The organism is Halomonas sp. CKK8, assembly GCF_029625235.1.
Classification (GTDB): domain Bacteria; phylum Pseudomonadota; class Gammaproteobacteria; order Pseudomonadales; family Halomonadaceae; genus Halomonas; species Halomonas ventosae.
In genome coordinates, this window is sequence record NZ_CP121193.1 from 697,766 (window position 1) to 722,712 (window position 24,947).

The window sequence follows — 24,947 nt, forward strand, 5'->3', positions numbered from 1 at the left end:
GTCGATATGCTGGAACTGAAAGCCGAGCCGCTTAACGCCGGCGCCTTCGCCCCTTTCGGCGACGTTATCGATACGCGTCGTGCGGATTGGTTTCCCATCAACGCCGGGAGGACCCGTCGCTACCACGACCTGGCGAGGGTCGAGACGCTGGGGGAGGAGGCGAGGACGCTGATCAGCATCTTCGTCAGCCAGCCGGTGGCGATGCCGCTGGAGCTCGACTTCCTGGAGCGCCACCCGCTGGGCAGCCAGGCCTTCATGCCGCTCCATGAAGAAAGGTTTGTGGTGGTCGTCGCACCACCGGGGGATCGGATCGATCCCGCCGAGGTGCGCGCCTTCGTCACCGACGGCCGCCAGGGGGTCAACTACCACGCCGGCACCTGGCACGCCATCCAGTCGGTGCTCGAGCGGGAAGGGGAGTTCCTTGTAGTCGACCGCGGCGGCGAAGGTAACAACTGCGACGAGCATCCGGTGGCGGTTCGCGTGACCCTCTGACACACCGCCCGAGCGGGGAGGTGTGCTGCTTTTTTGATACCCAAGTCCCTGAGTGGGCTTGGGTATTTCTTTGTAATGGAAAAATATGAAAATACTTTCCATAAAATATTGACGACTCGCGGCGGGATGCCTAATCTCTGTATACAGAAATATTTTTCAAAAATAACAACCCCCTCACAGGAGGAAGCGTCATGACCCGCATGACAGCCGCTGAAGCCGCCGTTCACGTGCTCCGCAAGGAAGGCATCGATGTCGCCTTCGGGGTACCCGGTGCCGCCATCAACCCCTTCTATGCCGCGATGCGCAAGCTGGGTGGCATCGACCATGTCCTGGCCCGCCATGTCGAGGGGGCCTCGCACATGGCCGAGGGCTACACCCGCACCAGGGCCGGCAACATCGGGGTGTGCATCGGCACCTCCGGCCCCGCCGGCACCGACATGATCACCGGACTCTACTCCGCCTCGGGCGACTCCATCCCGATCCTCTGCATCACCGGGCAGGCGCCCCGCGCCCGGCTGCACAAGGAGGACTTCCAGGCGGTGGACATCCAGGCGATCGCCGGGCCGGTCACCAAGTGGGCGGTCACGGTGCTCGAGCCGGCCCAGGTGCCGCGTGCCTTCCAGCACGCCTTCCAGCTGATGCGCTCCTCGCGCCCGGGGCCGGTGCTGATCGACCTGCCCATCGACGTGCAGATGAGCGAGATCGAGTTCGACCCGGACACCTACGAGCCGCTGCCGGCCTACAGGCCCGCCGCGACCCGGGCCCAGGCCGCGAAGGCCATCGCCATGCTCCAGGCGGCCGAGCGACCGCTGATCGTGGCCGGCGGCGGCATCATCAACGCCGATGCCTCGGACCGGCTGGTCGAGTTCGCCGAGCTCACCGGGGTGCCGGTGATCCCCACCCTGATGGGCTGGGGGGCGATCCCCGATGACCATGAGCTGATGGCCGGCATGGTGGGGCTGCAGACCTCCCACCGCTATGGCAACGCGACCCTGCTCGCCTCGGATTTCGTGATGGGCATCGGCAACCGCTGGGCCAACCGGCATACCGGCTCGGTGGAGACCTATACCCGCGGGCGCACCTTCGTCCATGTGGACATCGAGCCGACCCAGATCGGCCGGGTGTTCGGGCCCGACTACGGCATTGTCTCCGACGCCGGGGCGGCGCTCGACCTCTTCCTCGAGGTGGCCCGCGAGATGAAGGCCGCCGGCCGCCTCAAGGACCGCACGGCCTGGGCGGCGGAGTGCCAGGAGCGCAAGCGTACCCTGCTGCGCAAGACCCACTTCGACAACGTGCCGGTCAAGCCCCAGCGGGTCTACGAGGAGATGAACAAGGCCTTCGGCCCGAACACCCGCTATGTCAGCACCATCGGCCTGTCACAGATCGCCGGCGCCCAGTTCCTGCATGTTCACAAGCCGCGCCACTGGATCAACTGCGGCCAGGCCGGCCCCCTGGGCTGGACCATCCCGGCGGCGCTGGGCGTGCGGCGTGCCGACCCGGAGGCCGAGATCGTCGCGCTCTCCGGCGACTATGACTTCCAGTTCATGGTCGAGGAGCTGGCGGTCGGCGCCCAGTTCAAGCTGCCCTTCATCCACGTGCTGGTGAACAATGCCTACCTGGGGCTGATCCGCCAGGCCCAGCGCGGCTTCGACATGGACTACTGCGTGCAGCTCTCCTTCGAGAACGTCAATGCCACCGAGCTGGGCGAGTACGGCGTCGACCACCTCGCCGTGGCCGAGGGGCTGGGCTGCAAGGCACTGCGAGTGACCCGGCCCGAGCAGATCGGCCCGGCCTTCGCCCAGGCCCGGGAGCTGATGGCCGAGCACCGGGTGCCGGTGGTGGTCGAGGTGATCCTCGAGCGGGTGACCAACATCGCCATGGGCACCGAGATCGACGCCATCAACGAGTTCGAGGAGCTGGCCGAGGGCGTTACCGATGCCCCCAGTGCCATCACCGCCACCGCCTGACCGCGGACTGTCGAGACACTATCCAGAAGGCAAGACACAAGGAGTTCGATATGCCCAAGTTTGCCGCCAATCTCAGCATGCTGTTCACCGAGGAGGCGTTCCTCGACCGCTTCGCGGCCGCCGCCGCTGCCGGCTTCCGGGGGGTGGAGTATCTCTTTCCCTACGCGTTCGAGGCCGCCGCGATCAAGCAGCGCCTCGATGACCATGGCCTGACCCAGGTGCTGTTCAACCTGCCGGCCGGCGACTGGGGGACCGGCGAGCGTGGCATCGCCTGCCACCCGGATCGGGTGGAGGAGTTCCGCGCCGGGGTCGACCAGGCGATCGAGTACGCCCGCGTGCTGGGCAACACCCAGGTCAACTGCCTGGCCGGCATCAAGCCCGAGGGGGTCAGCGATGACGAGGCCCGTCAGACCCTGGTCGGGAACCTGCGCTTCGCCGCGGAGAAGCTCGCGGACGCCGGGATCCTGCTGATCGCCGAGCCGATCAACACCCGTGACATCCCGGGCTTCTTCCTCAATCACACTGAGCAGGCGCTGGCGATCTTCGATGAGGTGGGAAGCGACAACCTCAAGCTGCAGTACGACATCTACCACATGCAGATCATGGAGGGGGACCTGGCGCCGACCATCGAGAGGCACCTCGACCGCATCGCCCATGTCCAGGTCGCCGACAACCCGGGGCGCCACGAGCCGGGCACCGGTGAGATCCACTACCCCTTCCTCTTCGCGCACCTCGATCGCCTGGGCTATACGGGCTGGGTTGGCGCCGAGTACAAGCCGAGGGCGGGCACCCAAGAGGGGCTGGGCTGGCTGGACGCGACCCGGTAAACACCCTATCGACACCCCAATGACAACAGGAGAGAGACCATGAGCAAGATTGGCTTTATCGGACTGGGCATCATGGGTCGTCCCATGGCGGGCCACCTGCTGGACGCCGGCCATGAGCTGGTGACGGTCAAGCGTGGCACCCTCGATGCCACCCTCGCCGACAAGGGCATGCGCGAGGTGGAGACTCCCGCGGCCGTGGCCGCCGAGGCCGAGGTGATCATCACCATGGTGCCGGACACCCCCGACGTCGAGGAAGTGCTGTTCGGCGAGGGCGGCATCACCGAGGGCCTCAGGCCCGGCACCCTGGTGATCGACATGAGTTCCATCGCCCCCCTGGCGACCCAGAACTTCGCCCGCTGCATCCACGAGGCCGGCGGCGAATACGTTGATGCCCCGGTCTCCGGCGGCGAGGGGGGCGCCATCAACGCGGCGCTGACGATCATGGTGGGCGCCACCCAGGAGGGCTTCGAGCGCGCGCGGCCGATCCTCGAGGTGATGGGCAAGACCATCACCCACATCGGTGGCCATGGCGCCGGCCAGACCTGCAAGGTGGCCAACCAGATCGTGGTGGCGCTGACCATCGAGGCGGTGGCCGAGGGTCTACTGTTCGCCTCCAAGGCGGGGGCCGACGTGGCCAAGGTGCGCGAGTCGCTGCTCGGCGGCCTGGCCCAGTCGAAGATCCTCGACGTTCACGGCGAACGGATGATCAACCGCGCCTTCGACCCGGGCTTCAAGATCAAGCTGCACCAGAAGGACCTCAACCTGGCCCTGGACGGGGCGCGCAGCCTCAACCTGGCGCTGCCCGGCACCGCCAACGCCCAGCAGCTGTTCCAGGCCTGTGCCGCTCACGGCGGCGCCGACTGGGACCATGCCGGCATCCTGCGGGCCCTGGAGGCGCTGGCCGACCACGAGGTGGGCCAGGAGTGAGGGGCTCGCCCCTGGACAGGTCGTGAGCGCTGTCCGCCGGCTCTCCCGAGCCGGCGGATGACAGGGAGGTGACTGCTCCCTGACGGCAGGCGTCGGGTCGTCGCCTGCCGGATCGCCGACGGCGATCCTTGCCCGGTGGCGGGTTCCCCCTGAAGTACCCTGCTCGTCACCGGGCCTTTTTCGTGAAGGAGATCCCCATGAATACCCTGACGCCGCTGGTCGCCCGCGACCCGGTCGAGACGCCGCGAGCCTGGCTGCGGCATCTGTCCGAGCACGCGGTGGCGGCCGTCCATCCCGATGCCCTGCTGCCCGGCGTGCTGCCCGCGCCTCCGCGAGGCCGCACCCGGGTGGTGGGGGCCGGCAAGGCCGCCGCTGCCATGGCCGCGGCTCTTGAGCGTGCCTGGCAGGCCCGCCAGCCCCAAGCGCCCCTCGAGGGCCTGGTGGTGACCCGTCATGGCCATGGTGTACAAGGCCATGGCCCGCAAGGGCAGGGTGGCGACTGTCGCCACATCGAGGTCCTCGAGGCCTCCCATCCCATGCCCGATGACCTGAGCGAGCGGGCGGCTCGTCGCATGCTCGAGGCGGTGGCCGACCTGGGCGAGGATGACCTCGTCATCGCGCTGATCTCCGGCGGCGGCTCGGCGCTGATGAGCCTGCCGGCGCCGGGCATCACCCCGGCCGAGAAGCAGGCGATCAACCAGGCCCTGCTGCGCTGCGGTGCACCGATCCGCGAGATCAATGCCGTGCGCCGCCACCTCTCCGCCATCAAGGGTGGTCGCCTGGCTGCGGCGGCCCACCCGGCACGGGTGCTGACCTGGCTGATCTCGGACGTGCCCGGCGACGAGGCCTCGCTGGTGGCCTCGGGGCCGACCCTGACGGACGCCACGACGCCCGCCGAGGCCCTGGCGATCCTCGAGCGCCACGACATCGCGGTGCCCGCGGGGGTGCGCCGTCACCTGGCGGCCGCTGCCCCGGCCCCGCACCCCGGAGAGTCGGCCTTCGCCCGCGACGCGAGCGAGGTCCTCGCCCGGGCCCGGGATGCCCTCGAGGCGGCGCGCATCGCCGCCGAGGCCGCGGGTATCGAGGTGCGCCTGCTCGGCGACGACCTGGAGGGCGAGGCCCGGGAACTGGGGCGTGCCCAGGGACGCCTGGCGCTGGCCGCCCGCGACGGACGCCGTGCCCCCCTGCTGCTGCTCTCGGGGGGCGAGACCAGCGTCACCGTGCGGGGCGACGGCCGGGGCGGGCGCAATGTCGAGTACCTGCTGGGGCTGTTCGAGACCCTGCGCGGTGCCGAGGGCATCCATGCCCTGGCCATCGATACCGACGGCATCGACGGGTCCGAGGACAATGCCGGGGCACTGTTCTCGCCCGAGGACTGGGCGCGTGCCCTGGCCCGGGGCCTTGACCCCGTCGACTATCTGTCACGCAATGATGCGTATACTTTCTTTGCGTCCCTCGATGGCCTGATCGTCACCGGGCCGACGCGCACCAACGTCAACGATTTCCGTGCCATCCTGGTACTGCCGAGGACCCCATGACCCGACCCCTCCCTGTTCCGCCCCATACCCCCATCCGTCGCACCAAGATCGTCGCCACCCTGGGCCCGGCCAGCGACCGGGAGGGGGTCCTCGAGGCGATGCTCGAGGCCGGCGTCGACGTGGTGCGCCTCAACTTCTCCCACGGCAGCCCCGATGACCACCGCCGCCGCCTCCAGCGGGTCCGCGCCATCGCCGAGCGCCTGGGCAAGAGCGTCGCCGCCCTGGGCGACCTGCAGGGCCCCAAGATCCGCATCGCCCGCTTCAAGGCAGGCAGCGTGGAACTCGAGGAGGGGCAGTCCTTCATCCTCGACATGGGCCTGGGCAGCGACCAGGGCGACGAGACCCGCGTCGGCTGCGACTACAAGACCCTGGCCGACGACGTCGCCCCCGGCGACCGCCTGCTGCTCGACGACGGTCGGGTGGTGCTCGACGTCAACCGGGTCGCCGACCACCTGATCCACACCAGCGTGGTGGTGGGCGGCACCCTCTCCGACAACAAGGGCATCAACAAGCAGGGCGGCGGCCTCTCGGCCCCGGCGCTGACCGACAAGGACAAGGCCGACCTGGAGACCGCCGTGGCGATCGGCGTCGACTACCTGGCGATCTCCTTCCCGCGCAGCGCCGCCGACATGGCCGAGGCCCGCGAGCGGCTCGGCGAGGCGGGCCGCGAGATCGGCCTGGTGGCCAAGCTCGAGCGCGCCGAGGCGGTGGCCGACGACGAGACGCTGGACGCCATCATCCGCGCCAGCGAGGCGGTGATGGTGGCGCGCGGGGATCTCGGCGTGGAGATCGGCGACGCCGCGCTGATCGGCACCCAGAAGCGCATCATCAAGCACGCCCGCACGCTGAACCGCGCGGTGATCACCGCCACCCAGATGATGGAGTCGATGATCGAGTCGCCGCTGCCCACCCGGGCCGAGGTGTTCGACGTGGCCAATGCGGTGCTCGACGGCACCGATGCGGTGATGCTCTCCGCCGAGACCGCCGCCGGCGACTTCCCGGTGGAGACCGTCGAGGCCATGGACCGGGTCTGCCTGGGCGCCGAGCGCGAGCGGCGCATCCAGGAGTCGGGCCACCGCATCCACGAGGGCTTCTCGCAGATCGACGAGACCATCGCGCTCTCCGCCATGTACGCCGCCAACCACCTCGCCGGGGTGGCCGCCATCGCCTGCATGACCGCCTCCGGCTACACGCCGCTGATCGCCTCGCGGATCAGCTCGGGGCTGCCGATCGTCGGCCTGGCCCACAACCCGGTGGCCCAGCGGCGCATGGCGCTCTATCGCGGGGTGGTCTCGCTGCCCTTCGACACCAGCGAGATGTCGGCCGCCGAGCTCAACGACCGGGCGCTTGAGCGGCTGGTGGAGCAGGGCATCGCCGAGCCCGGCGACCACGTGATCCTCACCCGGGGCGACCACATGAACGCCCATGGCGGCACCAACACCCTGAAGATCCTCGACGTCACCGAGGCACATCGCCGTGCCTGAGACCTTTATCCTGTATACAATGAACCTGTTTGATGTGGTCATTCCGTTCGCGGGATGAGACGCTGGGGCAGGAACAGGCAGGGGACAGCGCATGCAGGAGTGGCAGGAGGAGGTGCTGGCCGAGGTCAGGGCCGGGAGTCGCATCAGCGACCGGGATATCGTCGACAAGGTACGCCGGGCGGTGCTCATGCAGCGTCTGCCCCCGGGCACCCGGCTGCCGGAGGTGACCCTGGGCGAGGTCTTCGGGGTGAGCCGCTCGGTGGTACGCAAGGCGCTGACCCGGCTCGCCTCCGAGCATGTGGTGGACCAACGCCCCAACCAGGTGGCGCGGGTCCGCGCGCCGAGCATCGAGGAGACCCGCGAGACCTTCGCGGCCCGCCGCCTGGTGGAGGGTGAAGTCGCCGCGCTGCTGGCGGGACGTCTCGACGCGGCCTCGCAAGCCCGGCTCGCGGCAGAGGCCCGGGGCGAGATCGAGGCCCACGGGCGGGGCGACGAGCCGGCCCGCATCGAGCACTCCCTGGCCATCCACCACCTGCTCGCCGAGCACTCGCCCAACCGTGTGCTGGGGGCCATGCTCACCGACCTGATCCTGCGCACCTCCATCGTCATCGCCCTCTACAAGCGGCCGAACCTGGCCTCCTGCTTCCTGGAGGGCGATCACGCGGCGCTGCTGGCGGCCCTCGAGCAGGGCGATGCCGAGGCGGCCCGGGAGGGCATCCAGCGTCACCTGGAGAGCCTCGAGGCGCTGCTCGACCTGAGCCCCCGCGAGGCCAGCATCGACCTGATGGCGATCCTCGGGCGCTCCCGGGAGCAGGCCTGATCACCGCCACCCCCTGACCTGCAACAAGGCCGGGGCGGGTTTCCCGGCCTCGCCTTGTCCCCCGGGGCACGCCTGGTCGACAATGCCTGCTCGTCGAACCGGGTTCGGGATCCGCCTATGACCTCTCTGCTCCGCCTCGCCCTGGCCTGCTGGCTGCTGGTTTTCGCCTCTCCGGCAATTGCCGGGGAGGCGACCGTGGCCGTTGCCTCGTCCCTGCAGTTCGCCTTCCCCGAACTGGTCGAGCGCTTCCGGGCCCAGGGTGGCCCGCCGGTGCGGGTCAACTACGGCGCCTCCGGCAACTTCCGTCGACAGATCGCCCAGGGGGCCCCCTTCGAGCTCTTCCTGTCGGCGGACGAGCAGAGCGTGCTGGCGCTGCATGAGGCGGGCTTCACCGAGGATGCGGGGGCGATCTACGCCGTCGGTCGGCTGGCCTGGATCCAGCGCCTCGGCCGCCGGCCGCTCCCCGACGCGGAGGCACCGCTCGCCGCCGTCGAGGCGGCGATCGCGACGCATCGGGCAGGCGAGGGGCGCCCGCGGGTGGCCCTGGCCAACCCGGAGCATGCCCCCTATGGTATCGCCGCGCGGCAGGCACTGCAGCGGGCCGGGCTCTGGGAGGACTCGGCCCCGCTGCGCGTGATGGGCGAGAACGTCTCCCAGGCCGCCCGCTTTGCCCTGGCCGACGAGGCGCGCGGCGGCCTGGTGGCCTACTCGCTGGCGCTCGCTCCCGCCCTGGCCGACCAGGCCGATCACGTGCTGGTCCCCGAGTCGTGGCATGCTCCCCTGCGCCAGCGCATGGCCCTGATGCCCGGTGCGGGGGATGCCGCCCGGGCACTCTACGCGTGGCTGCAAGGCGAGGAGGCGGGCAGGATCCTCGCGCGTTTCGGCTTCCAGCCGCCGGGCGCGGCGGACGGCCACTGATGGAGTGGACGGCACTCTCGGTCTCGCTGCGCCTGGCAGGGCTGACCTGCCTGCTGCTGCTGCCGCTGGGGCTCTGGCTGGGGCGGACCCTGGCGCTCTCGCGATTCCGTGGCAAGCCGCTCTGCGAGGCGCTGGTGGCGCTGCCGCTGGTGATGCCGCCGACGGTGCTGGGCTTCTACCTGATGCAGGCCTTCGGCGTGGAGTCGCCCCTGGGCGGCCTCTGGCAGTCGCTGACCGGCGGCGGGCTCAACTTCACCTTCACCGGGATCCTGCTCGCCTCGCTGCTGGCCAACCTGCCCTTCGCCGTGCAGCCGATCCAGCGTGCCTTCGAGTCGATTCCCCCCAACCTGCGCGAGGCCGCCTGGTGCAGCGGCCTCTCGCCCGGCCGCACGCTACTGCGCATCGAGCTGCCGCTGGTGTGGCCGGGCCTGGTCTCGGCGCTGGCGCTGACCTTTGCCCATACCCTCGGCGAGTTCGGCGTGATCCTGATGGTCGGCGGGGCGATCGACGGCGAGACCCGCACCCTGGCCATCGCCATCTACGACCGGGTCCAGGCCTTCGACGAGTCCGGGGCGGCCATCATGTCGGCGATGCTGCTGCTGGTCTCCTTCCTGACCATCGGGGTGGTCTACGGCCTGGCAGGGCGCCGGAGGTGGCGTCGTGGCTGAGCGAGACCTGCGCCAGGCCCGCCTGTCGGTGCAGCTGCAGCAGGCCGGGCCGATCCCGCTGGCTGCCGACTTCCACTGCGAGCCCGGCGAGCTGCTCGCCCTGGTGGGCCCCTCGGGGGGCGGCAAGACCACCCTGCTGCGGGCCATCGCCGGGCTCTACCGGCCGGCGGGCGGCGTGATCCGCTGTGCCGGCGAGACCTGGTTCGATGCCGAGGCGGGGCGCTCGCTGCGCCCCCAGCAGCGTCGCGTGGGGCTGGTGTTCCAGGACTATGCGCTCTTCCCGCACCTGGATGCCCGCGCCAACGTCATGGTGGCCCTGGATCACCTGCCCGCCGCCGAACGCGCTCGGGCCGCCGAGGGGTGGCTGGCCCGGGTGCGCCTCGACGGCCTGGCCGGCCGGCTGCCGTCCGAGCTCTCCGGCGGCCAGCGCCAGCGGGTCGCGCTGGCCCGGGCCCTGGCCAGGCGCCCGCGAGTACTGCTGCTCGACGAGCCCTTCTCGGCGGTGGACCAGGTCACCCGGCGCCGCCTGCAGCGCGAACTCGCCCTGTTGCGCGAGGAGATCCACATTCCCATCGTGCTGGTCACCCACGACCTCGACGAGGCCGCCGCCCTGGCCGACCGGCTCTGCGTGCTGCACGCCGGCCGCAGCCTGCAGCAGGCGCCGGCCGAGCAGCTCTTTCGCCGGCCGGCCAGCCCCGAGGTGGCGCGGCTGCTCGACCGCCACAATGTCTTTACCGGCAGGGTGGTACAGAGCGATGAGGGGCGTCGCCTGCAATGGGGCCCCTGGCAGCTGGAGGCGGCGGAGGGCCTGGCGCCGCTGGCCCCCGGGAAGCGGGTCAGCTGGTACCTGCCGCCCTCGGACGTGGTCCTCCACCGCCGTGGCCGACCCTCGCGGGGAGAGCGCGAGAACCCCGTCCAGGGGCGGGTAGTGGAGATGGCGGTGCTGGGTGGCATCACCTCCGTGGCGCTGGCCTTCGATCACTGCGACGATACCCTGCGCTTCGAGCTCCCCACCCATGCGGCGCGCCGCAACGGCCTGGCCCGCGGCGAGTCGGTGGGGGTCTCGCTGCTGGCCGCCGGCATCCACCTGATGCCCGACGCCCCTGTCACCCATTCCGAGATCCCCGACCGCTGAGGAAACCGCCATGAACGCCACCCGACGCCAGCTGCTGCTGGGCCTGGCCCTGCTGCCCGCCGCCTCCCTGCTGCCGCGTGCCCTGACCGCCGCCGGGCCCGAGTCGGGACCCGATGTTCAGCCTGAGACACTCGAGACCGTCCCCCTGGTGATCCACGGCGAGCAGGGCCCCCAGCGGCTCGAGGTGGAGGTGGCTCGCACCATCCCCCAGCGCAGCCGAGGCCTGATGGAGCGCGACCAGCTGGCAGAGCGGGCGGGCATGCTGTTCCTCTACGACCGCCCCCAGTCCTCGCGCAACGGCTTCTGGATGTATCGCACGCGAATCCCGCTGGACATCGCCTTCATCGACGAGGCGGGGCGCATCGCCGAGATCCACCGCATGGAGCCGTGCACCGCTTCCCGGCCGGGGGAGTGCCCGGTGACGCGCCCCGCGGTGCCCTATCGGGCGGCCCTTGAGGTCAATGCCGGCGCCTTCGAGGCGATGGGCGTGGTGGCGGGCGACTGCGTCAGCTGGCCGGGGGGCGGCGGGCTCTGCGCCGGGGCGCCGGCGGAGTGAATCAGCCCGCGGGGCGGCGGGGGCCGAGGCGCAGCACGATCAGTGCCAGGCCGGCGATGACCAGCCCGCCCCCGGCGAGCTTGTGGGGGCCCAGGCTGTCGCCCATCAGTGCCGCCCCCAGCAGCACGGCCAGCACCGGCATCAGCAGGGTCAGCGGCACCACCCGGTTGACCGGGTGGCGACGCAGCAGGCCGTACCAGAGGCCGTAGGCGACGATGGAGGACATCACGGCGGTGTAGAAGACCGCTCCCCAGCCGGCACCGGCCAGTGCCTGCCACTGGCCCTGCTCGAACCACCAGGAGCCCAGCGCCACCTGGGGCGTGGCGAACAGCGCCACCCAGCCGGCCAGCGCCATGGGCGAGACGTCGGGGCCACGCTTGATCAGCAGCTGCGAGACGGCCCAGCCCAGGGCACTGGCCAGCAGCAGGGTCGTCGGCAGGGGCGAGGGCAGGGTGGGCCCGCCGGCGAGCACCGCGACACCGGCGAAGGAGAGCACGAGGCCGGCCAGCCGTCGGGGACCGAGGCGCTCGCGGAGGAACACCACGGCGAGCAGGGTGGCGAAGGGCGTGCCCATCTGCACCAGCAGTGCGCCGGTGCCGGCCTCGGCCTGGCCCAGGCCGATGAACAGCAGGGCGAAATGCAGCGAGCCGAAGGTCACCGAGAGCAGCAGCAGGAAGGGCAGCTGGTGTCGTGCCACCGGGTGGAAGGGCACCAGCAGTGCGGCCACCAGGGCGAAGCGCAGCGTGGTCAGCAGCAGTGGCGGCAGCTCGGCCACCCCGAGCTTGATGACGATGATGTTCAGCGCCCAGATGACGATGACGGCGAGGCCCAGGGCCAGGTCTCGGAGCGGCACGGCGCCTCCTCGGGGGGAAAGGGGAAAAGCGGCACAGCATAGCAAGTGCGTTGAACCCGGGGACAGGGCAGGGCGGCGACCTGCCTTGCATGAACATGGGATGACAGGGCATCTTGACGTTCGCGGCGTCGATGACGCCCCACACAACAACGCCGGGCAGGTGGCCGCAAGGACCTGCCCAGAGCCCGATACTGCAAGGACACGCCATGAACTCGTCTCGTCACCCCACCCGGCTGGCCGCACTGGTCGGCGTAGCCGCCGTCTCCCTCTCGCTCTCCGTCTCTGCCGTCCAGGCCCGCGAACTCTCCGTCTCCACCGTGCTCTCCGATGCCTTCCCCTGGGGCCAGGCCGCCGAGAAGTGGGCCGAGCTGGTGGCCGAGCGCTCCGACGGCGAGCTGACCCTGCGGGTCTACCCCAACTCCCAGCTCGTCAACGGCGACCAGACCCGGGAGTTCTCCGCCATGCGCTCGGGGCTGATCGACGCCGCCGTGGGCTCGACCATCAACTGGTCGCCCCAGGTGCCGGAGCTCAACCTCTTCTCGCTGCCCTTCTTCATGGCCGACCTGGACGCCGTGGATGCGGTGACCGGCGGTGCGGCCGGCGAGATGGTCTTTTCCGCCATCGAGTCCCGTGGCGTGGTGCCCCTGGCCTGGGGCGAGAACGGCTTCCGTCAGCTCTCCAACTCCCGCGGCCCCATCGACGAGCCGGGCGACCTCGACGGCCTCAAGATTCGCGTGGTGGGCTCGCCGCTGTTCCAGGACACCTTCACGGCACTGGGCGCCAACCCCACCCAGATGAGCTGGGCCGACGCCAAGCCGGCGCTGACCACCGGCGCGGTGGACGGTCAGGAGAATCCGCTCTCGGTCTTCGACGTGGCGCGCATCGACCAGGTGGGCCAGGAGCACCTGACCCTGTGGAACTACATGAATGACCCCCTGGTCTTCGCGGTGAACCAGCAGGTCTGGGACTCCCTCTCCGAGGAGGAGCGCACCCTGCTGCGGGAAGCCGCCGAGGAGGCCGGCGCCTGGGAGATCGAGATGAGCCGCGAGGAGGAGCCCGAGCGCCTGGCGGCGATCAAGGAGCGCGGCGTCACGGTCACCGAGCTCGACGAGGCGCAGCACCAGGCCTTCGTCGAGGCCACCGAGAGCGTCCACGACGAGTGGGTGCCGCGCATCGGCAGTGAGATCGTCGAGGCGGCCCGCGCCGACATGCAGGGCGAGTGAGCCCCGAGCAAGCGTGCCATCGGCCCCCTTAGCGGGGCCGATGGCGTTTCCCACCCCATGACGCCGCGACACCCATGAAAGATCCCGACGCAAGACTCGAGCGCCTGCTGGCGACCCTGGCGATCCTGATCATCAGCCTGATCAGCCTGGCCAACGTGCTGGTGCGCTACCTCACCGGTGGCTCCTTCGCCTTCACCGAGGAGTTCTCGGTGTTCCTGCTGGTGGTGCTGACCTTTGCCGGCGCCTCGGTGGCGCTGCGCCGCAACGGCCATATCCGCATTGGCCTGCTGGAGCGGGCCCTGCCCGGGTCCGCGCGCCAGGCACTGATCCTCTTCCAGGGGGGCTGCGGGCTCGTCGTGCTGGGGCTGATCACCTGGTTCGGCGCCAGGATGACCTGGCAGGAGATTCAGTGGGGCTCGCTCTCTCCGGGGCTGGGGCTGCCACAGTGGTGGTATCTCGCCTGGCTGCCGCTGCTCTCTGGGTTGATGCTGCTGCGCCAGCTGCAGCAGACCCGCGATCGCCTGCGCGGGAGGCTCGAGGATGAGTCCTGATCTCTGGATGCTGCTGGCCTTCGCCGGGCTGCTGATCGCCGGGGTGCCGGTGGCCTTCTCGCTGGGCCTGGCCGGCGCCGTGGGAATCCTTTCCGGACTGTCGCCGTCCATGCTGGCGACACTGGGCACCAACACCTACAACAGCATCGCCAAGTACCCGCTGATCGCCATCCCGCTGTTCATCCTCACCGGCCTGATCTTCGAGCGAGCCGGGGTGGCGGCGCGGCTGGTGCGTTTCGCCCAGGCGCTGATCGGACCGCGCCACGGCGGCCTCGCCCTGGTGGCGGTGCTGGTCTGCATGATCATGGGCGGGATGAGCGGTTCGGGCCCTGCCGATGCCGCCGCGGTGGCCATGGTGATGCTGCCGAGCATGACCCGGGCCGGCTACCCCCGTCCCTTCTCGGCGACCCTGATCGCCGCCTCGGCCTCCACGGCGATCCTGATCCCGCCCTCGGTGGCGCTGATCCTCTACTCCATCGTGGTGCCGGGGGTCGACCTTCGGGCGCTGTTCGCCGCGGGGCTCTTCCCCGGCATCCTCGCCGGGCTGGCGCTGCTGGGGCCGGCGCTGCTGGTCTCCCGTCGCTACGGTTGGGAAGGGGGCACGCCCGTGGAGGGGGCGGAGCACCCCCGGGTGGGCGAGACCTTCAAGCAGGCGCTGCCGGCGCTGTTCGCCCCGGTGCTGATCCTCGGCGGACTGCGCAGCGGGCTCTTCACCCCCACCGAAGCCGCGGTGGTGGCGGTCGCCTATGGCGCCCTGGTGGGCCTCTTCCTGACCCGCGAGATGCGCTGGCGGGACCTCTGGGAGCTGTTGGGCGAGGCCGCGGTGATCTCGGGCGTGGTGATGCTGATCATCGCCCTGGCCGGCATCTTCGCCTGGGCAGGCACCATGCTCGGCACCTTCCGCCACCTGGCGGAGTGGATTGTCGGGCTCTCCGACAGCGGCCCGCTGCTGCTGGTGCTGATCATGCTGGCGGTGCTGGTGGCCGGCATGCTCCTGGATGCCATCTCCATCTACCTGATCATGATGCCGATCCTGATCCCGGTGATGCAGCACTTCGGCTGGAACCCGGTATGGTTCGGCATCCTGCTTGCGATGAACATCGCCATCGGCCAGTTCACCCCGCCGGTGGCGGTGAACCTGATGGTGACCACGGAGGTCGCGAAGGTGCGCCTGGAGCAGACCGTGGGCTGGGCCCTGCTGTTCGTGGCGGCCATGGCGAGCGCGCTCGTCCTGGTGGCGCTGTTCCCCGAGATCGCCCTCTGGCTGCCGAGGGTGCTGGGCTACAACCTGGGATAGCTTAGGCGTTGGCTGAAAAGTCGGCGAGCGAAGGCCAGACAAGGCAAAAATCGGCGAAAAGACGGAGTTTACAAGGTGTAAATGAGTACTTTGAGCCGATTTTTAACGAAGTATGGCCGAGCGCAGCCAGTTTTCGGCTAATGCCTAGCGCTGCCCGCTCTCCAGGGCGGCCAGCGTCCGCTGATGGAGCGCGGTGCTGTCGGCATCGAAGAGCACGAAGCGCACCCGCTCGATGCCCGGGCACCCGGGCAGCGTCTGCAGCACCGTGGCGAGCGCCACGCGGGCGGCCTCTGCCGGCGGGTAGCCGAAGGCCCCGGCGGAGAGGGCCGGGAAGGCGATGGAGCGAAGGCCCTCGCGCTCGGCCAGTTCCAGGGCGTTGCGGTAGCAGGCGGCCAGCAGCTCGTCGGCGGGCTCGTCGACACCGTAGACCGGCCCCAGGCAGTGGATGACGTAGCGGTTGGGCAGCCCGTGGGCGCCGGTGATCACCGCCTGGCCGGGGCGGATCGGCGCCAGCGGGCGGCACTCCTCGGCGAGCCCGGGGCCCGCGGCGCGATGCAGGGCGCCGGCCACACCGCCGCCGCTGCGCAGCTGCGCGTTGGCGGCATTGACCACGGCGTCGATGTCGGCCTGCCGGGCGATATCGCCCTGGACGCATTCGATGGTGCCCATCACGCTCTCCTCCTGGCGGCTGATGCGGTTCAGTCTGGCCGCCAGAGCGGCAGGACATCAAGGTCGTCGCGGCGGTCCCGGGACAGCGGCAGGCGCGCGCGGGCCGCGGCAATCGCCTGCTTCTCGAGGGTCAGCCGGTGCCACTGTTCGTCGCTGCCGAAGGCGAGGGGCGGGTGGTCGTCGTCCACCAGCGGCGGGCAGAACAGCGACTGGCCCCAGTCGTGCCCGGCACGGTTGAGGCTCAGCCAGTAGAGCTGGTTCTCCATGGCACGCGTGGTGACGAAGGCGTGCCAGCTGGCGAAGCTGAAGTCCCGGGTGAAGGCCACCGGGTGCAGGACCAGCTCGGCGCCCGCGTCGGCCAGGCGCCTGGCCAGTTCGGGGAAGCGCAGGTCGTAGCAGATCACCACCCCGACCCGCCAGCCGGCGACCTCGGTAACCAGTAGCCGCTCGCCCGGCGAGAAGTGGGCGGCCTCGCCCGAGGCCCCGAACTGGGCGCAGTGAAGCTTGTCGTAGACGCCGGCCAGGCGACCGTCGGGGCCGACCAGTACCTGGCTGATATGGCGCCGGCCATCGGCGCGCCGGGCCATGCCGAAGGCGATGGTGGTGCCGAGCTCCCGGGCCAGGTCGGAGAAGGTCGTGACGACGGGACCGGCCAGGTCGTCGTCCAGCACCTCCAGGCAGGCAAAGGCGTCGTCCCCGTACTCCTGGGCGGCCAGCTCCGGCAGCACGACCAGGTCGGGGGTGTTCCGGGCACAGGCGCGTCGCAAGCGCTCGGCAACGCGGCGCAGGTGGCCGAGCTGTTCCTCGCGGGTGCGGGTTCGAGGGATGGCGATCTGGCCGGCGAGTAGCTGCATGCGGGCTCCTGTTGCGACCCATGGGCGCACCGCGCGGCATCCACCGGGGCGCTGGCGTACCATGCACAGTCTACCCGCTGTCCCTTCCCCTGTCCGGAGTCGCCGATGCTGTTTCCCCCGCGTTTCGCTCCCCTGGTGTTTGCCGTGCTGATGTCCATCTACATGGTCACCCTGATGACCTTCGTCATCACCTGGGTCAATACCGGCCTGGGCAACGGGTTTGCCGGCCGCTGGTGGCGCGCCCTCTACATCGCCTGGCCCATCGCCTTCATGCTCATCCTGCTTGGCGCGCCGCGCCTGCAGCGCCTGGCCGCGCTGCTGATCCGCCACCCCCGGCAGCGGGGCTGAACCGGACGTCCCGGCTCGTCTGCGGTGTTGCACATTCGTTGCATTTGTCTGTCGAAGGCGTGACATTCGTTACAATTCGGCGCAGAAACTTGCAGCGACGACGGCGACCCTGTACCAATGGCCACCCCCCGAACCACTCGCGGTGCCCCGGTTGCTTGCCGGCGCAGTGGACGATCGCGTCTGCCGTGCAGGGCGCCTATGGCCGCCCCGCTGCCGCACAACGACATCAGGAGGTGGCATGAACCAGCGCGTCAACATCGATCTCGGAGATTCCCGGGCCGAGGCCTTCGAGGCCCGCCAGTTCAAGGTCTATACCCACCGTCAGCTGGACAGGATCGAGGCCATCCAGCATCTGCCTGACGACCTGCGTTTCGACATGCGGGTGGTCAGCCAGGTGTTGCCATTCCGGGTCAACGAGTACGTGATCGACGAGCTGATCGACTGGAGCAACGTCCCCGAGGACCCCGTCTTCCAGCTCACCTTCCCCCAGCGCGGCATGCTGCGCCCCGAGCACTTCGAGGAAGTGGCTGCGCTGGTTCGTCACGACGCCCCCGCCGCCGAGATGAAACCGGTGGTCGAGCGCATCCGCGCCGAGCTCAACCCCCACCCGGCGGGGCAGATGGACCTCAACCTGCCGCTGCTCGACGGCGAGCCGCTGCCCGGCATGCAGCACAAGTACCGCGAGACGGTGCTCTTCTTCCCCAGCCAGGGGCAGGTGTGCCACAGCTACTGCACCTTCTGCTTTCGCTGGGCGCAGTTCGTCGGCGACAAGGAGCTGAAGTTCGCCTCCAGCGAGGCAGACTCGCTGCACCGCTATCTCGCCGAGCACACCGAGGTCACCGACCTCTTGATGACCGGCGGCGACCCCATGGTGATGAAGGCCAAGCACCTGCGCCAGTACCTGGAGGGGCTGATGGCGCCGGAGCTGGATCACGTCCAGGACATCCGCATCGGCACCAAGAGCCTGACCTTCTGGCCCTACCGCTTCGTCACCGACCCGGACGCCGAGGATATCCTCGCGCTCTTCCGCGAGCTGACGGCGGCCGGCAAGCATGTCGCCTTCATGGCGCACTTCAACCACTGGAAGGAGATGGACACCCCCATCTGCCGCGAGGCGATCCGCTGCATCCGCGCCACCGGGGCGGAGATCCGCACCCAGGCGCCGCTGCTCAAGCACATCAACGACGATGCCGACCAGTGGGCGAGGATGTGGACCACCCAGGTGCGCCTGGGGATGATCCCGTACTACATGTTCGTGGAGCGCGACACCGGCGCCCGCCACTACTTCGAGGTGCCGCTGGTGCGGGCCTGGGAGCTCTATCGCGAGGCGATGAAGCAGGTGCCGGGCCTGGCGCGTACGGCTCGTGGGCCGTCGATGTCCGCCGATCCGGGCAAGGTGGAGATCCAGGGCGTCACCGAGATCAAGGGCGAGAAGGTCTTCGTCTTGCGCTTTATCCAGGGCCGCGACAGCGACTGGGTGCAGCGGCCCTTCTTCGCCAGGTATGACGAGGCTGCCACCTGGCTCAACCACCTGGAGCCCGCGCTGGGGGAGAGCGAGTTCTTCTATGAGGCCGAGTTCGCGGCCATGAAGGAGGAGAAGCAGGCGCTGATCATGAAGGCGTCGTGAAGCGTTCCATAGCCTTGAGCGTTACGCCCTGCGTGATAAAAGGCGAGGAAAATTAACGCTCACTAAACGTGTTCAGGGGTCTAGACTCCAACCTATGGAAAAAGGCCTCATCAAACGCCCGCTTTTTTCGCTAAAGTAGGAGAGGGCGGCAACGCCGCCGGCGGTCGCGTCACGGGGCTGCCATATCGGAACCCGTTTGCACAACACTTTTGCTGAAAATAAAGAGGTGTGTTCATGAAACGCCATGCATTCTCTGCTGCTGCCTTCACCGGTGCGATCCTGGGGGCCGCGATGTTCGCGTCGCCGGCCATGGCCCAGGATGAAGAGAAGTTCATCACCATCGGTACCGGTGGCCAGACCGGCGTCTACTACGTGGTCGGCCAGTCCGTCTGTCGCCTGGTGAACCGTCTGGAAGACGCCAACATCAAGTGCAACGCGCCCTCCACCGGCGGCTCGGTGGCCAACATCAACGGCATCAAGTCCGGCGAACTGGACATGGGCGTGGTGCAGTCCGACGTCCAGTATCAGGCCTACAACGGCACCGGCAACTTCGAAGGCGACGCCTACGAGGACCTGCGCGCGGTCTTCCGTGTTCACGGCGAGCCGCTGACCCTGCTGGCCCGCGCCGACTCCGGCATCGAGACCCTCGATGACCTGGAAGGCAAGCGTGTCAACATCGGCAACCCGGGCTCAGGCCAGCGCAACACCATGGAAGTGGTGATGGACGCCAAGGGCTGGACGGAGGATACCTTCGCCCTGGCCTCTCAGCTCGATGCCGCCGAGCAGGCCGCGGCCCTGGCCGACAACAACGTCGACGCCATGGTCTACGTGGTCGGCCACCCCAACGGCTCCATCCAGGAGGCCACCACCACCGTGGATGCACGCCTGATCCCGCTGACTGGCGAGGCCATCGACGGTATCGTCGAGGAGCATCCCTACTACTCCAAGTCGGTCATCCCCGGCGGCCTCTACAAGGGTAACGACGAGGACGTCGAGACCTTCGGCGTGGCGGCTACTTTTGTCTCCACCGCTCAGGCCGACGAGGAGGTCGTCTACCAGACCGTCAAGGCGATCTTCGACAACTTCGACCGTTTCAAGCGCCTGCATCCGGCCTTCGAGAACCTCGATCCGCAGGAGATGGTCAGCTCCGGTCTCTCTGCGCCGCTGCACGAAGGGGCGGCCCGCTACTATCGCGAGCAGGGCTGGATCGAGTGATCCGAAGACCTGAGGTGATTCCACCTCGGTGAAGAATGCGCGGTCACCCGAGGGGGCCGCGCATTCTGTTTGGGATGCTCAAGGGCATCACCAGCAGGGGTTCCCAGGGCAAACGTTACAGAGCAGGGCACGCTTATGACTGAGGACAACAAGAGGACCACCGGGCACGAGGTCGACCTGGAGGATATGGTCGCCTCGAGCGATTCGGGGGCTCGCAAGCCGGCCGGGACGCCGGGCAAGCTGCTGGTCAGCATTGCCGCCGCCTGGTCGCTCTTCCAGCTTTGGATCGCATCCCCGATCCCCTTCATACTGGGCTTCGGCGTCTTCAATGCCACCGAGTCCCGCTCCATCCACCTGGCCTTCGCACTCTTCCTGGCCTACATGGCCTATCCGGCACTCAAGCGCTCGCCGCGTGACCGTATCCCCGTCCAGGATTGGGTGCTGGCGGCGGCGGCGGCGTTCTGTGGCGCCTACATGTTCATGTTCTATGAACAGCTCGCCCAGCGCCCAGGGGCGCCGATCCTGCAGGACGTGATCATCGGGGTGGCCGGCATCCTGCTGCTGCTGGAGGCCACGCGACGGGCGCTCGGTCCGCCGCTGATGATCGTGGCATCGGTCTTTCTTATCTACAGCCTGGCCGGCCCTTACATGCCGGGCATCCTCTCTCACGGTGGGGTCAGCCTCTTCGGCCTGGTCAACCACCAGTGGCTGACCACTCAGGGGGTCTTCGGCATCGCCCTCGGGGTCTCGACCAGCTTCGTCTTCCTGTTCGTGCTGTTCGGCGCCCTGCTCGACAAGGCCGGGGCCGGCAACTACTTCATCAAGGTTGCCTTCTCGCTGCTCGGCCACTACAAGGGCGGGCCGGCCAAGGCCGCCGTGGTGGCCTCGGCCATGACTGGCCTGATCTCCGGCTCCTCCATCGCCAACGTGGTGACCACCGGCACCTTCACCGTGCCGATGATGAAGCGCGTCGGCTTCTCCGCCGAGAAGGCCGGTGCCGTTGAGGTGGCATCTTCGGTCAACGGCCAGATCATGCCGCCGGTGATGGGCGCTGCGGCCTTCCTGATGGTCGAGTATGTCGGCATCTCCTATGTCGAGGTGATCAAGCACGCCTTCCTGCCGGCGCTGATCTCCTATATCGCCCTGGTCTATATCGTTCATCTGGAAGCCATGAAGGCCAACATGCAGGGGCTGCAGAGCAGCAATCCGCCCAAGCCCCTGGTGCGCAAGGTGATCGGCTTCCTCGGCGGCCTGCTGCTGCTGATGATCACGGCCCTCGCGGTCTACTACGGCCTGGGCTGGCTCAAGCCGGTGCTAGGCGATGCCACGCCCTGGGTGGTCGCGGTCGCCCTGACGGTGATCTATGTCGCGCTGCTCAAGCTGGCCGCGGGGTATCCCGAGCTCGAGCTCGACGACCCGGACACCCCCATCTACAAGTTGCCCCAGACCAAGCCCACGGTGCTGGTCGGCCTGCAATACATCCTTCCGGTGATCGTGCTGGTCTGGTGCCTGATGGTGGAGCGCCTCTCGCCGGGGCTGTCGGCCTTCTGGGCGACGGTGTTCATGATCTTCATCATCCTCACCCAGCGTCCGATTACCTCGATCTTCCGCGGTCGCAGCGACATGGCGGCGGACCTGCGCGAGGGGGCCCTGGACCTGTGGAACGGCCTGGTCACCGGTGCCCGCAACATGATCGGCATCGGCATCGCCACCGCCACCGCCGGCATCATCGTCGGCGCGGTCTCCCAGACCGGCGTCGGCCTGGTACTCGCCGAGGTGGTGGAAACCCTTGCCATGGGCAACCTGATGCTGATCCTGCTGCTTACCGCGGTGCTCAGCCTGATCCTCGGCATGGGCCTGCCCACCACGGCCAACTACATCGTGGTGTCGGCGCTGCTGGCGCCGGTCATCGTCAACCTGGGGGCGGAGAACGGCCTGCTGGTACCGCTGATCGCGGTGCACCTGTTCGTGTTCTACTTCGGGATCATGGCGGACGTCACCCCACCGGTGGGGCTCGCCTCCTTCGCCGCGGCAGCGGTCTCGGGCGGTGACCCGATCCGCACCGGCTTCCAGGCCTTCTACTACAGCCTACGCACCGCGGCATTGCCGTTCCTGTTCATCTTCAACACCGACCTGCTGCTGATTGATGTGACCTTCCTGCAGGGTATTCTGATCTTCGTGGTGTCGACCATCGCCATGCTGATCTTCGCCGCGGCGACCCAGGGCTTCATGATCACCCGCAGCCGCTGGTACGAGTCCATCGTACTGCTGCTGGTGGCCTTCACCCTGTTCCGGCCGGGCTTCTGGATGGACAGGATCCACGACCCCTACCAGTCGGTGCCGCCGGCCCAGTTCGCCGAGGCGCTGGGCAGCGTCGACGAGGAGAGCACGCTTCGCCTGCAGGTCAGCGGCCTGGATGCCTATGGCGATCCCATGACCACCTACATGCAGCTGCCGGTGCCGGAGGGCGAGACCGGCGAGGAGCGCCTGGAGAACCTGGGCCTGGAGCTGATCGTCGAGGACGAGCGGGCCGTGGTCGACATGGTGGCCTACGGCAGCCAGGCCGCGGACCTGGGCTTCGACTTCGACCAGGAGATCATCGAGGTGCTGGCCCCGGTGGACCGCTGGACCAAGGAGCTGATGTGGATCCCGGCCTTCCTGGTGTTCGGCCTGATTGTAGTGATGCAGCGCCGGCGGCGTGATCGCACTGCCGCCGCGGCGTCAGCCTGAAGGAGAGAGCGTCATGTACCAGAAGATCATGTTGCCGGTGGATCTCAACGAGGAGGCCTCCTGGACCAAGGCGCTGCCGACAGCGGTGGCGCTGTGCCGCAGCTTCGGCGCGTCGCTGCATGTGGTGACGGTACTGCCGGACTACCGCATGCCGCTGGTCGGCTCCTACTTCCCCAAGGACTTCGCCAAGAAGGCCCATGAGGCGATCACCGAGGCCCAGCACGAGTTCATTCGTGACCACGTGCCCGAGGACATCACGGCCCAGAGTGTCATCGTCGATGGCTCCCCCTGGGAGGCCATCATCAAGGCGGCGAAGAAGCTCGAGGTGGACCTGATCGTGATGGCCTCCCACAACAAGCGCAAGTTCGCGGACTACGTGCTTGGGCCCAATGCCGAGCACGTCGTGCATCACACCAAGATCTCGGTGATGATCGTGCGCTGAGCGCTTCACTTTCCACGGTAGAACCCCGCGAACGCCTCTCCTCACGAGAGGCGTTCGCGGTTCTGGCCCCTGCTGCTCGACACGCGGAGCGAGAGGGATGATCCGGGGCAAGACGCTGACGAGATCGCCCTGTCGCCAGGACATTCTGCGTTGAGTGCCGCGATGCAACACACCCTGCGGGATTGGCTGTGGTCGTCTACATTAATCAGGTGTTAAGAGATGAAGGACGCATTATGGCCAGGTGCCGTGATGCGGTCCTGAACCGGCCCGGCAGCACCGGGACTCAACAGGCGGCAAACAGGGGTGTGACCATGAATGCAGCAGCGACAAGAGAACGTGGCAAGGGTGCTGCGCCCAATGTCAGGATCAGCATCCGGTCGGTGGGCATGGACAAGCCGCGAGCCTGGCTGGCAGCAGGGTTCGAGGATTTTCGCCAGGCCATGTCGGTCAGCCTGGCCTACGGCATGTTCTGGGTGGGGCTGAGCGTCGCCGTCACCGCCGGCGCCTTCACGCTGGGCCTCTGGCACTGGCTGCTGCCGCTGGTCGCCGGGTTCATGTTCATCGGCCCCCTGGTGGCGGTGGGCTCCTACGGCATCAGCCGTGCCCTGGAGGCAGGCCGCGCCCCCAACCTGGGCGATGCCTTCGGCGGCTGGAAGGGCCATGCTGGGCAGCTGGCGATGATGGGCGTGATGATGATGATCTTCTTCCTCGCCTGGATTCGCCTGGCTACCCTGTTGTTCGCGCTCTTCTTCGGCTTCGAGGCCCCGAGCCCCGAGACGCTCTATGCCACGCTGCTGACCACTCCCGACGGCCTGATGATGCTGGCGGTGGGCACTGCGATCGGCGCCGTCCTGGCGTTCGGCGCCTTCACCATCAGCGTGGTGGCCATTCCCACCCTGATGGACCAGGATCTGACCTTCATGGAGGGCATCGAGGCCAGCATCCGTTCGGTGTCGAAGAACTTCCGTCCGATGCTGCTGTGGGCGGTGATCCTCACCGGCTGCGTGCTGGTCGGGGTGATGACCTTCTACATCGGCCTGGCGCTGATCCTCCCGGTACTGGGCCATGCCAGCTGGCACGCCTACGAGGACCTGGTGCGCATCGAGCCGGTGGAAGAGCTGAAGAGCTGACGCGATCCCCTCAGTAGTCTGGAAACCTCAGGAGGCGCTCGGCGCCCCCTGAGGTTTTTGCGTGAGGCTCTCTCCTGACCTCAGATGCCGAATCGCGTACTCTTGGGGCACCTTTCCCGTTCGCAGGAAGCCTGCCGATGCTGACCGGTATCGCCCTTCGTCCACTCTTGTTGCTGCTATTGGCCCTGGTGCCGTTCTCCATCGCCCTGGCTTCCCCGCTGCCGACGCCCACGGGGAGGGTACTGCTGACCCTCAGTGGTGACATCGCCCACGCCAACGTGGGTGACGAGGCGCACTTCGACCGCGCCATGCTCGAAGCCCTGCCGGCGCGGGTCATCGAAACCCATACGCCCTGGCATCGCGACAGGGGACGCTACGAAGGGCCGCTGGTCCGCGCCCTGCTGGAGGCGGTCGGTGCCGGTGATGCCGAGCAGGTGCGCATCCGGGCGCTCAACCACTACGAGGCCGAAGTGCCGATGGCGGACTTCCGGCGCCACGACGTGATCCTGGCCATGACCCGCGACGGCGAACCGCTAACCATCCGCGAGTACGGCCCGCTGTTCGTGCTCTACCCCTTCGACGAGCATCCCGAACTGCTCACCGAGGCGATCCGCTTTCGCTCGGTGTGGCACGTCGAGCGGATCATCGTGCCCTGAGCCTGGCTGCGGAGAGCTGA

Annotated in this window: 24 protein-coding genes; 21 read left to right on the top strand and 3 right to left on the bottom strand. The window is 68.6% G+C overall.

Going from position 1 to position 24,947, the window contains the following annotated elements; all coding sequences use genetic code 11:
* The first annotated feature begins 6 nt into the window (after nt 1-6).
* The 11 genes from P8934_RS03345 (at nt 7) to P8934_RS03395 (ending at nt 11,332) form a co-directional block, all read left to right on the top strand.
* Nucleotides 7-492 carry an ureidoglycolate lyase gene (locus tag P8934_RS03345; protein WP_278032926.1) on the top strand — a complete coding sequence of 162 codons (486 nt, stop codon included), beginning with the start codon at nt 7-9 and terminating at the stop codon, nt 490-492.
* A 191-nt stretch (nt 493-683) separates the two neighbouring features.
* Nucleotides 684-2,459 (top strand): glyoxylate carboligase, encoded by a 1,776-nt coding sequence (gene gcl / locus P8934_RS03350; protein ID WP_278032927.1) that lies wholly within the window; start codon nt 684-686, stop codon nt 2,457-2,459.
* Between the two features lie 50 nt (nt 2,460-2,509).
* Nucleotides 2,510-3,286: a hydroxypyruvate isomerase gene (gene hyi, locus P8934_RS03355; protein WP_278032928.1), complete on the top strand. Its 777-nt coding sequence runs from the start codon at nt 2,510-2,512 to the stop codon at nt 3,284-3,286.
* A 39-nt stretch (nt 3,287-3,325) separates the two neighbouring features.
* On the top strand, nt 3,326-4,213 hold the full coding sequence (locus P8934_RS03360; protein ID WP_278032929.1) for a 2-hydroxy-3-oxopropionate reductase: 888 nt from the start codon (nt 3,326-3,328) through the stop codon (nt 4,211-4,213).
* A 197-nt stretch (nt 4,214-4,410) separates the two neighbouring features.
* On the top strand, nt 4,411-5,751 hold the full coding sequence (locus P8934_RS03365) for a glycerate kinase (RefSeq protein ID WP_278032930.1): 1,341 nt from the start codon (nt 4,411-4,413) through the stop codon (nt 5,749-5,751).
* On the top strand, nt 5,748-7,235 hold the full coding sequence (gene pyk, locus P8934_RS03370; protein ID WP_278032931.1) for a pyruvate kinase: 1,488 nt from the start codon (nt 5,748-5,750) through the stop codon (nt 7,233-7,235). The genes P8934_RS03365 and pyk overlap by 4 nt, the downstream gene beginning before the upstream one ends.
* Before the next feature lie 91 nt (nt 7,236-7,326).
* Nucleotides 7,327-8,055 carry a GntR family transcriptional regulator gene (locus P8934_RS03375; protein ID WP_278032932.1) on the top strand — a complete coding sequence of 243 codons (729 nt, stop codon included), beginning with the start codon at nt 7,327-7,329 and terminating at the stop codon, nt 8,053-8,055.
* A gap of 117 nt (nt 8,056-8,172) precedes the next feature.
* Nucleotides 8,173-8,973, top strand: coding sequence for a molybdate ABC transporter substrate-binding protein (modA, locus tag P8934_RS03380; RefSeq protein ID WP_278032933.1), 801 nt, complete (start codon nt 8,173-8,175; stop codon nt 8,971-8,973).
* Nucleotides 8,973-9,641 (top strand): molybdate ABC transporter permease subunit, encoded by a 669-nt coding sequence (gene modB / locus P8934_RS03385; protein ID WP_278032934.1) that lies wholly within the window; start codon nt 8,973-8,975, stop codon nt 9,639-9,641. Before modA ends, modB begins: the two co-directional genes overlap by 1 nt.
* Nucleotides 9,634-10,776 (top strand): ABC transporter ATP-binding protein, encoded by a 1,143-nt coding sequence (locus P8934_RS03390; RefSeq protein ID WP_278032935.1) that lies wholly within the window; start codon nt 9,634-9,636, stop codon nt 10,774-10,776. Before modB ends, P8934_RS03390 begins: the two co-directional genes overlap by 8 nt.
* 10 nt (nt 10,777-10,786) lie before the next feature.
* Nucleotides 10,787-11,332 carry a DUF192 domain-containing protein gene (locus tag P8934_RS03395; protein ID WP_278032936.1) on the top strand — a complete coding sequence of 182 codons (546 nt, stop codon included), beginning with the start codon at nt 10,787-10,789 and terminating at the stop codon, nt 11,330-11,332.
* 1 nt (nt 11,333) lies between these two features.
* On the opposite strand, the gene P8934_RS03400 is transcribed toward P8934_RS03395, so the two are convergent.
* On the bottom strand, nt 11,334-12,185 hold the full coding sequence (locus P8934_RS03400; protein ID WP_278032937.1) for an EamA family transporter: 852 nt from the start codon (nt 12,183-12,185) through the stop codon (nt 11,334-11,336).
* 206 nt (nt 12,186-12,391) lie between these two features.
* On the opposite strand from P8934_RS03400, the gene P8934_RS03405 reads away from it, so the two are divergent.
* From P8934_RS03405 to P8934_RS03415, 3 genes are all read left to right on the top strand, one after another.
* Nucleotides 12,392-13,408, top strand: coding sequence for a DctP family TRAP transporter solute-binding subunit (locus P8934_RS03405; protein WP_278032938.1), 1,017 nt, complete (start codon nt 12,392-12,394; stop codon nt 13,406-13,408).
* A 74-nt stretch (nt 13,409-13,482) separates the two neighbouring features.
* The gene (locus tag P8934_RS03410; protein WP_278032939.1) at nt 13,483-13,959 is read left to right on the top strand and encodes a TRAP transporter small permease; all 477 of its coding nucleotides are present in this window, start codon (nt 13,483-13,485) and stop codon (nt 13,957-13,959) included.
* Nucleotides 13,949-15,256 (top strand): TRAP transporter large permease, encoded by a 1,308-nt coding sequence (locus tag P8934_RS03415; RefSeq protein ID WP_278032940.1) that lies wholly within the window; start codon nt 13,949-13,951, stop codon nt 15,254-15,256. Before P8934_RS03410 ends, P8934_RS03415 begins: the two co-directional genes overlap by 11 nt.
* 144 nt (nt 15,257-15,400) lie before the next feature.
* Here P8934_RS03415 and P8934_RS03420 read toward each other — a convergent pair whose 3' ends face one another.
* On the bottom strand, nt 15,401-15,925 hold the full coding sequence (locus P8934_RS03420) for a macro domain-containing protein (RefSeq protein ID WP_278032941.1): 525 nt from the start codon (nt 15,923-15,925) through the stop codon (nt 15,401-15,403).
* Between the two features lie 29 nt (nt 15,926-15,954).
* Complete coding sequence (locus tag P8934_RS03425) at nt 15,955-16,779, bottom strand: carbon-nitrogen hydrolase family protein (protein ID WP_278032942.1); 825 nt, start codon at nt 16,777-16,779, stop codon at nt 15,955-15,957.
* A gap of 105 nt (nt 16,780-16,884) precedes the next feature.
* Between P8934_RS03425 and P8934_RS03430 the strand changes: the two genes are divergently transcribed.
* The 7 genes from P8934_RS03430 to P8934_RS03460 all read left to right on the top strand — a co-directional run bounded on the left by P8934_RS03430 (nt 16,885) and on the right by P8934_RS03460 (nt 24,927).
* Nucleotides 16,885-17,127 carry a DUF2798 domain-containing protein gene (locus tag P8934_RS03430; RefSeq protein ID WP_278032943.1) on the top strand — a complete coding sequence of 81 codons (243 nt, stop codon included), beginning with the start codon at nt 16,885-16,887 and terminating at the stop codon, nt 17,125-17,127.
* Between the two features lie 238 nt (nt 17,128-17,365).
* Nucleotides 17,366-18,754, top strand: a complete 1,389-nt coding sequence (locus tag P8934_RS03435; protein WP_278032944.1) for a lysine 2,3-aminomutase — start codon at nt 17,366-17,368, stop codon at nt 18,752-18,754.
* 234 nt (nt 18,755-18,988) lie between these two features.
* Nucleotides 18,989-19,969 (top strand): TAXI family TRAP transporter solute-binding subunit, encoded by a 981-nt coding sequence (locus P8934_RS03440; protein ID WP_278032945.1) that lies wholly within the window; start codon nt 18,989-18,991, stop codon nt 19,967-19,969.
* A 135-nt stretch (nt 19,970-20,104) separates the two neighbouring features.
* On the top strand, nt 20,105-22,699 hold the full coding sequence (locus tag P8934_RS03445; RefSeq protein WP_278032946.1) for a TRAP transporter permease: 2,595 nt from the start codon (nt 20,105-20,107) through the stop codon (nt 22,697-22,699).
* A gap of 13 nt (nt 22,700-22,712) precedes the next feature.
* Nucleotides 22,713-23,141, top strand: coding sequence for a universal stress protein (locus P8934_RS03450; protein ID WP_278032947.1), 429 nt, complete (start codon nt 22,713-22,715; stop codon nt 23,139-23,141).
* A 386-nt stretch (nt 23,142-23,527) separates the two neighbouring features.
* Complete coding sequence (locus P8934_RS03455; protein ID WP_243737344.1) at nt 23,528-24,271, top strand: DUF2189 domain-containing protein; 744 nt, start codon at nt 23,528-23,530, stop codon at nt 24,269-24,271.
* Nucleotides 24,272-24,408: 137 nt separating this feature from the next.
* Nucleotides 24,409-24,927: a molybdopterin-dependent oxidoreductase gene (locus P8934_RS03460; RefSeq protein WP_278032948.1), complete on the top strand. Its 519-nt coding sequence runs from the start codon at nt 24,409-24,411 to the stop codon at nt 24,925-24,927.
* Nucleotides 24,928-24,947: the final 20 nt, after the last annotated feature.

Coding starts and splice junctions, on each gene's coding strand:
- modB (WP_278032934.1), top strand. CDS start 8,973: ATGGAGTGGACGGCACTCTCGGTCTCGCTGCGCCTGGCAGGGCTGACC.
- hyi (WP_278032928.1), top strand. CDS start 2,510: ATGCCCAAGTTTGCCGCCAATCTCAGCATGCTGTTCACCGAGGAGGCG.
- P8934_RS03445 (WP_278032946.1), top strand. CDS start 20,105: ATGACTGAGGACAACAAGAGGACCACCGGGCACGAGGTCGACCTGGAG.
- P8934_RS03450 (WP_278032947.1), top strand. CDS start 22,713: ATGTACCAGAAGATCATGTTGCCGGTGGATCTCAACGAGGAGGCCTCC.
- P8934_RS03440 (WP_278032945.1), top strand. CDS start 18,989: ATGAAACGCCATGCATTCTCTGCTGCTGCCTTCACCGGTGCGATCCTG.
- pyk (WP_278032931.1), top strand. CDS start 5,748: ATGACCCGACCCCTCCCTGTTCCGCCCCATACCCCCATCCGTCGCACC.
- gcl (WP_278032927.1), top strand. CDS start 684: ATGACCCGCATGACAGCCGCTGAAGCCGCCGTTCACGTGCTCCGCAAG.
- P8934_RS03360 (WP_278032929.1), top strand. CDS start 3,326: ATGAGCAAGATTGGCTTTATCGGACTGGGCATCATGGGTCGTCCCATG.
- P8934_RS03435 (WP_278032944.1), top strand. CDS start 17,366: ATGAACCAGCGCGTCAACATCGATCTCGGAGATTCCCGGGCCGAGGCC.
- P8934_RS03415 (WP_278032940.1), top strand. CDS start 13,949: ATGAGTCCTGATCTCTGGATGCTGCTGGCCTTCGCCGGGCTGCTGATC.
- P8934_RS03405 (WP_278032938.1), top strand. CDS start 12,392: ATGAACTCGTCTCGTCACCCCACCCGGCTGGCCGCACTGGTCGGCGTA.
- P8934_RS03430 (WP_278032943.1), top strand. CDS start 16,885: ATGCTGTTTCCCCCGCGTTTCGCTCCCCTGGTGTTTGCCGTGCTGATG.
- P8934_RS03455 (WP_243737344.1), top strand. CDS start 23,528: ATGGACAAGCCGCGAGCCTGGCTGGCAGCAGGGTTCGAGGATTTTCGC.
- P8934_RS03395 (WP_278032936.1), top strand. CDS start 10,787: ATGAACGCCACCCGACGCCAGCTGCTGCTGGGCCTGGCCCTGCTGCCC.
- P8934_RS03425 (WP_278032942.1), bottom strand. CDS start 16,779: ATGCAGCTACTCGCCGGCCAGATCGCCATCCCTCGAACCCGCACCCGC.
- P8934_RS03460 (WP_278032948.1), top strand. CDS start 24,409: ATGCTGACCGGTATCGCCCTTCGTCCACTCTTGTTGCTGCTATTGGCC.
- P8934_RS03420 (WP_278032941.1), bottom strand. CDS start 15,925: ATGGGCACCATCGAATGCGTCCAGGGCGATATCGCCCGGCAGGCCGAC.
- P8934_RS03365 (WP_278032930.1), top strand. CDS start 4,411: ATGAATACCCTGACGCCGCTGGTCGCCCGCGACCCGGTCGAGACGCCG.
- P8934_RS03410 (WP_278032939.1), top strand. CDS start 13,483: ATGAAAGATCCCGACGCAAGACTCGAGCGCCTGCTGGCGACCCTGGCG.
- P8934_RS03345 (WP_278032926.1), top strand. CDS start 7: ATGCTGGAACTGAAAGCCGAGCCGCTTAACGCCGGCGCCTTCGCCCCT.
- P8934_RS03375 (WP_278032932.1), top strand. CDS start 7,327: ATGCAGGAGTGGCAGGAGGAGGTGCTGGCCGAGGTCAGGGCCGGGAGT.
- modA (WP_278032933.1), top strand. CDS start 8,173: ATGACCTCTCTGCTCCGCCTCGCCCTGGCCTGCTGGCTGCTGGTTTTC.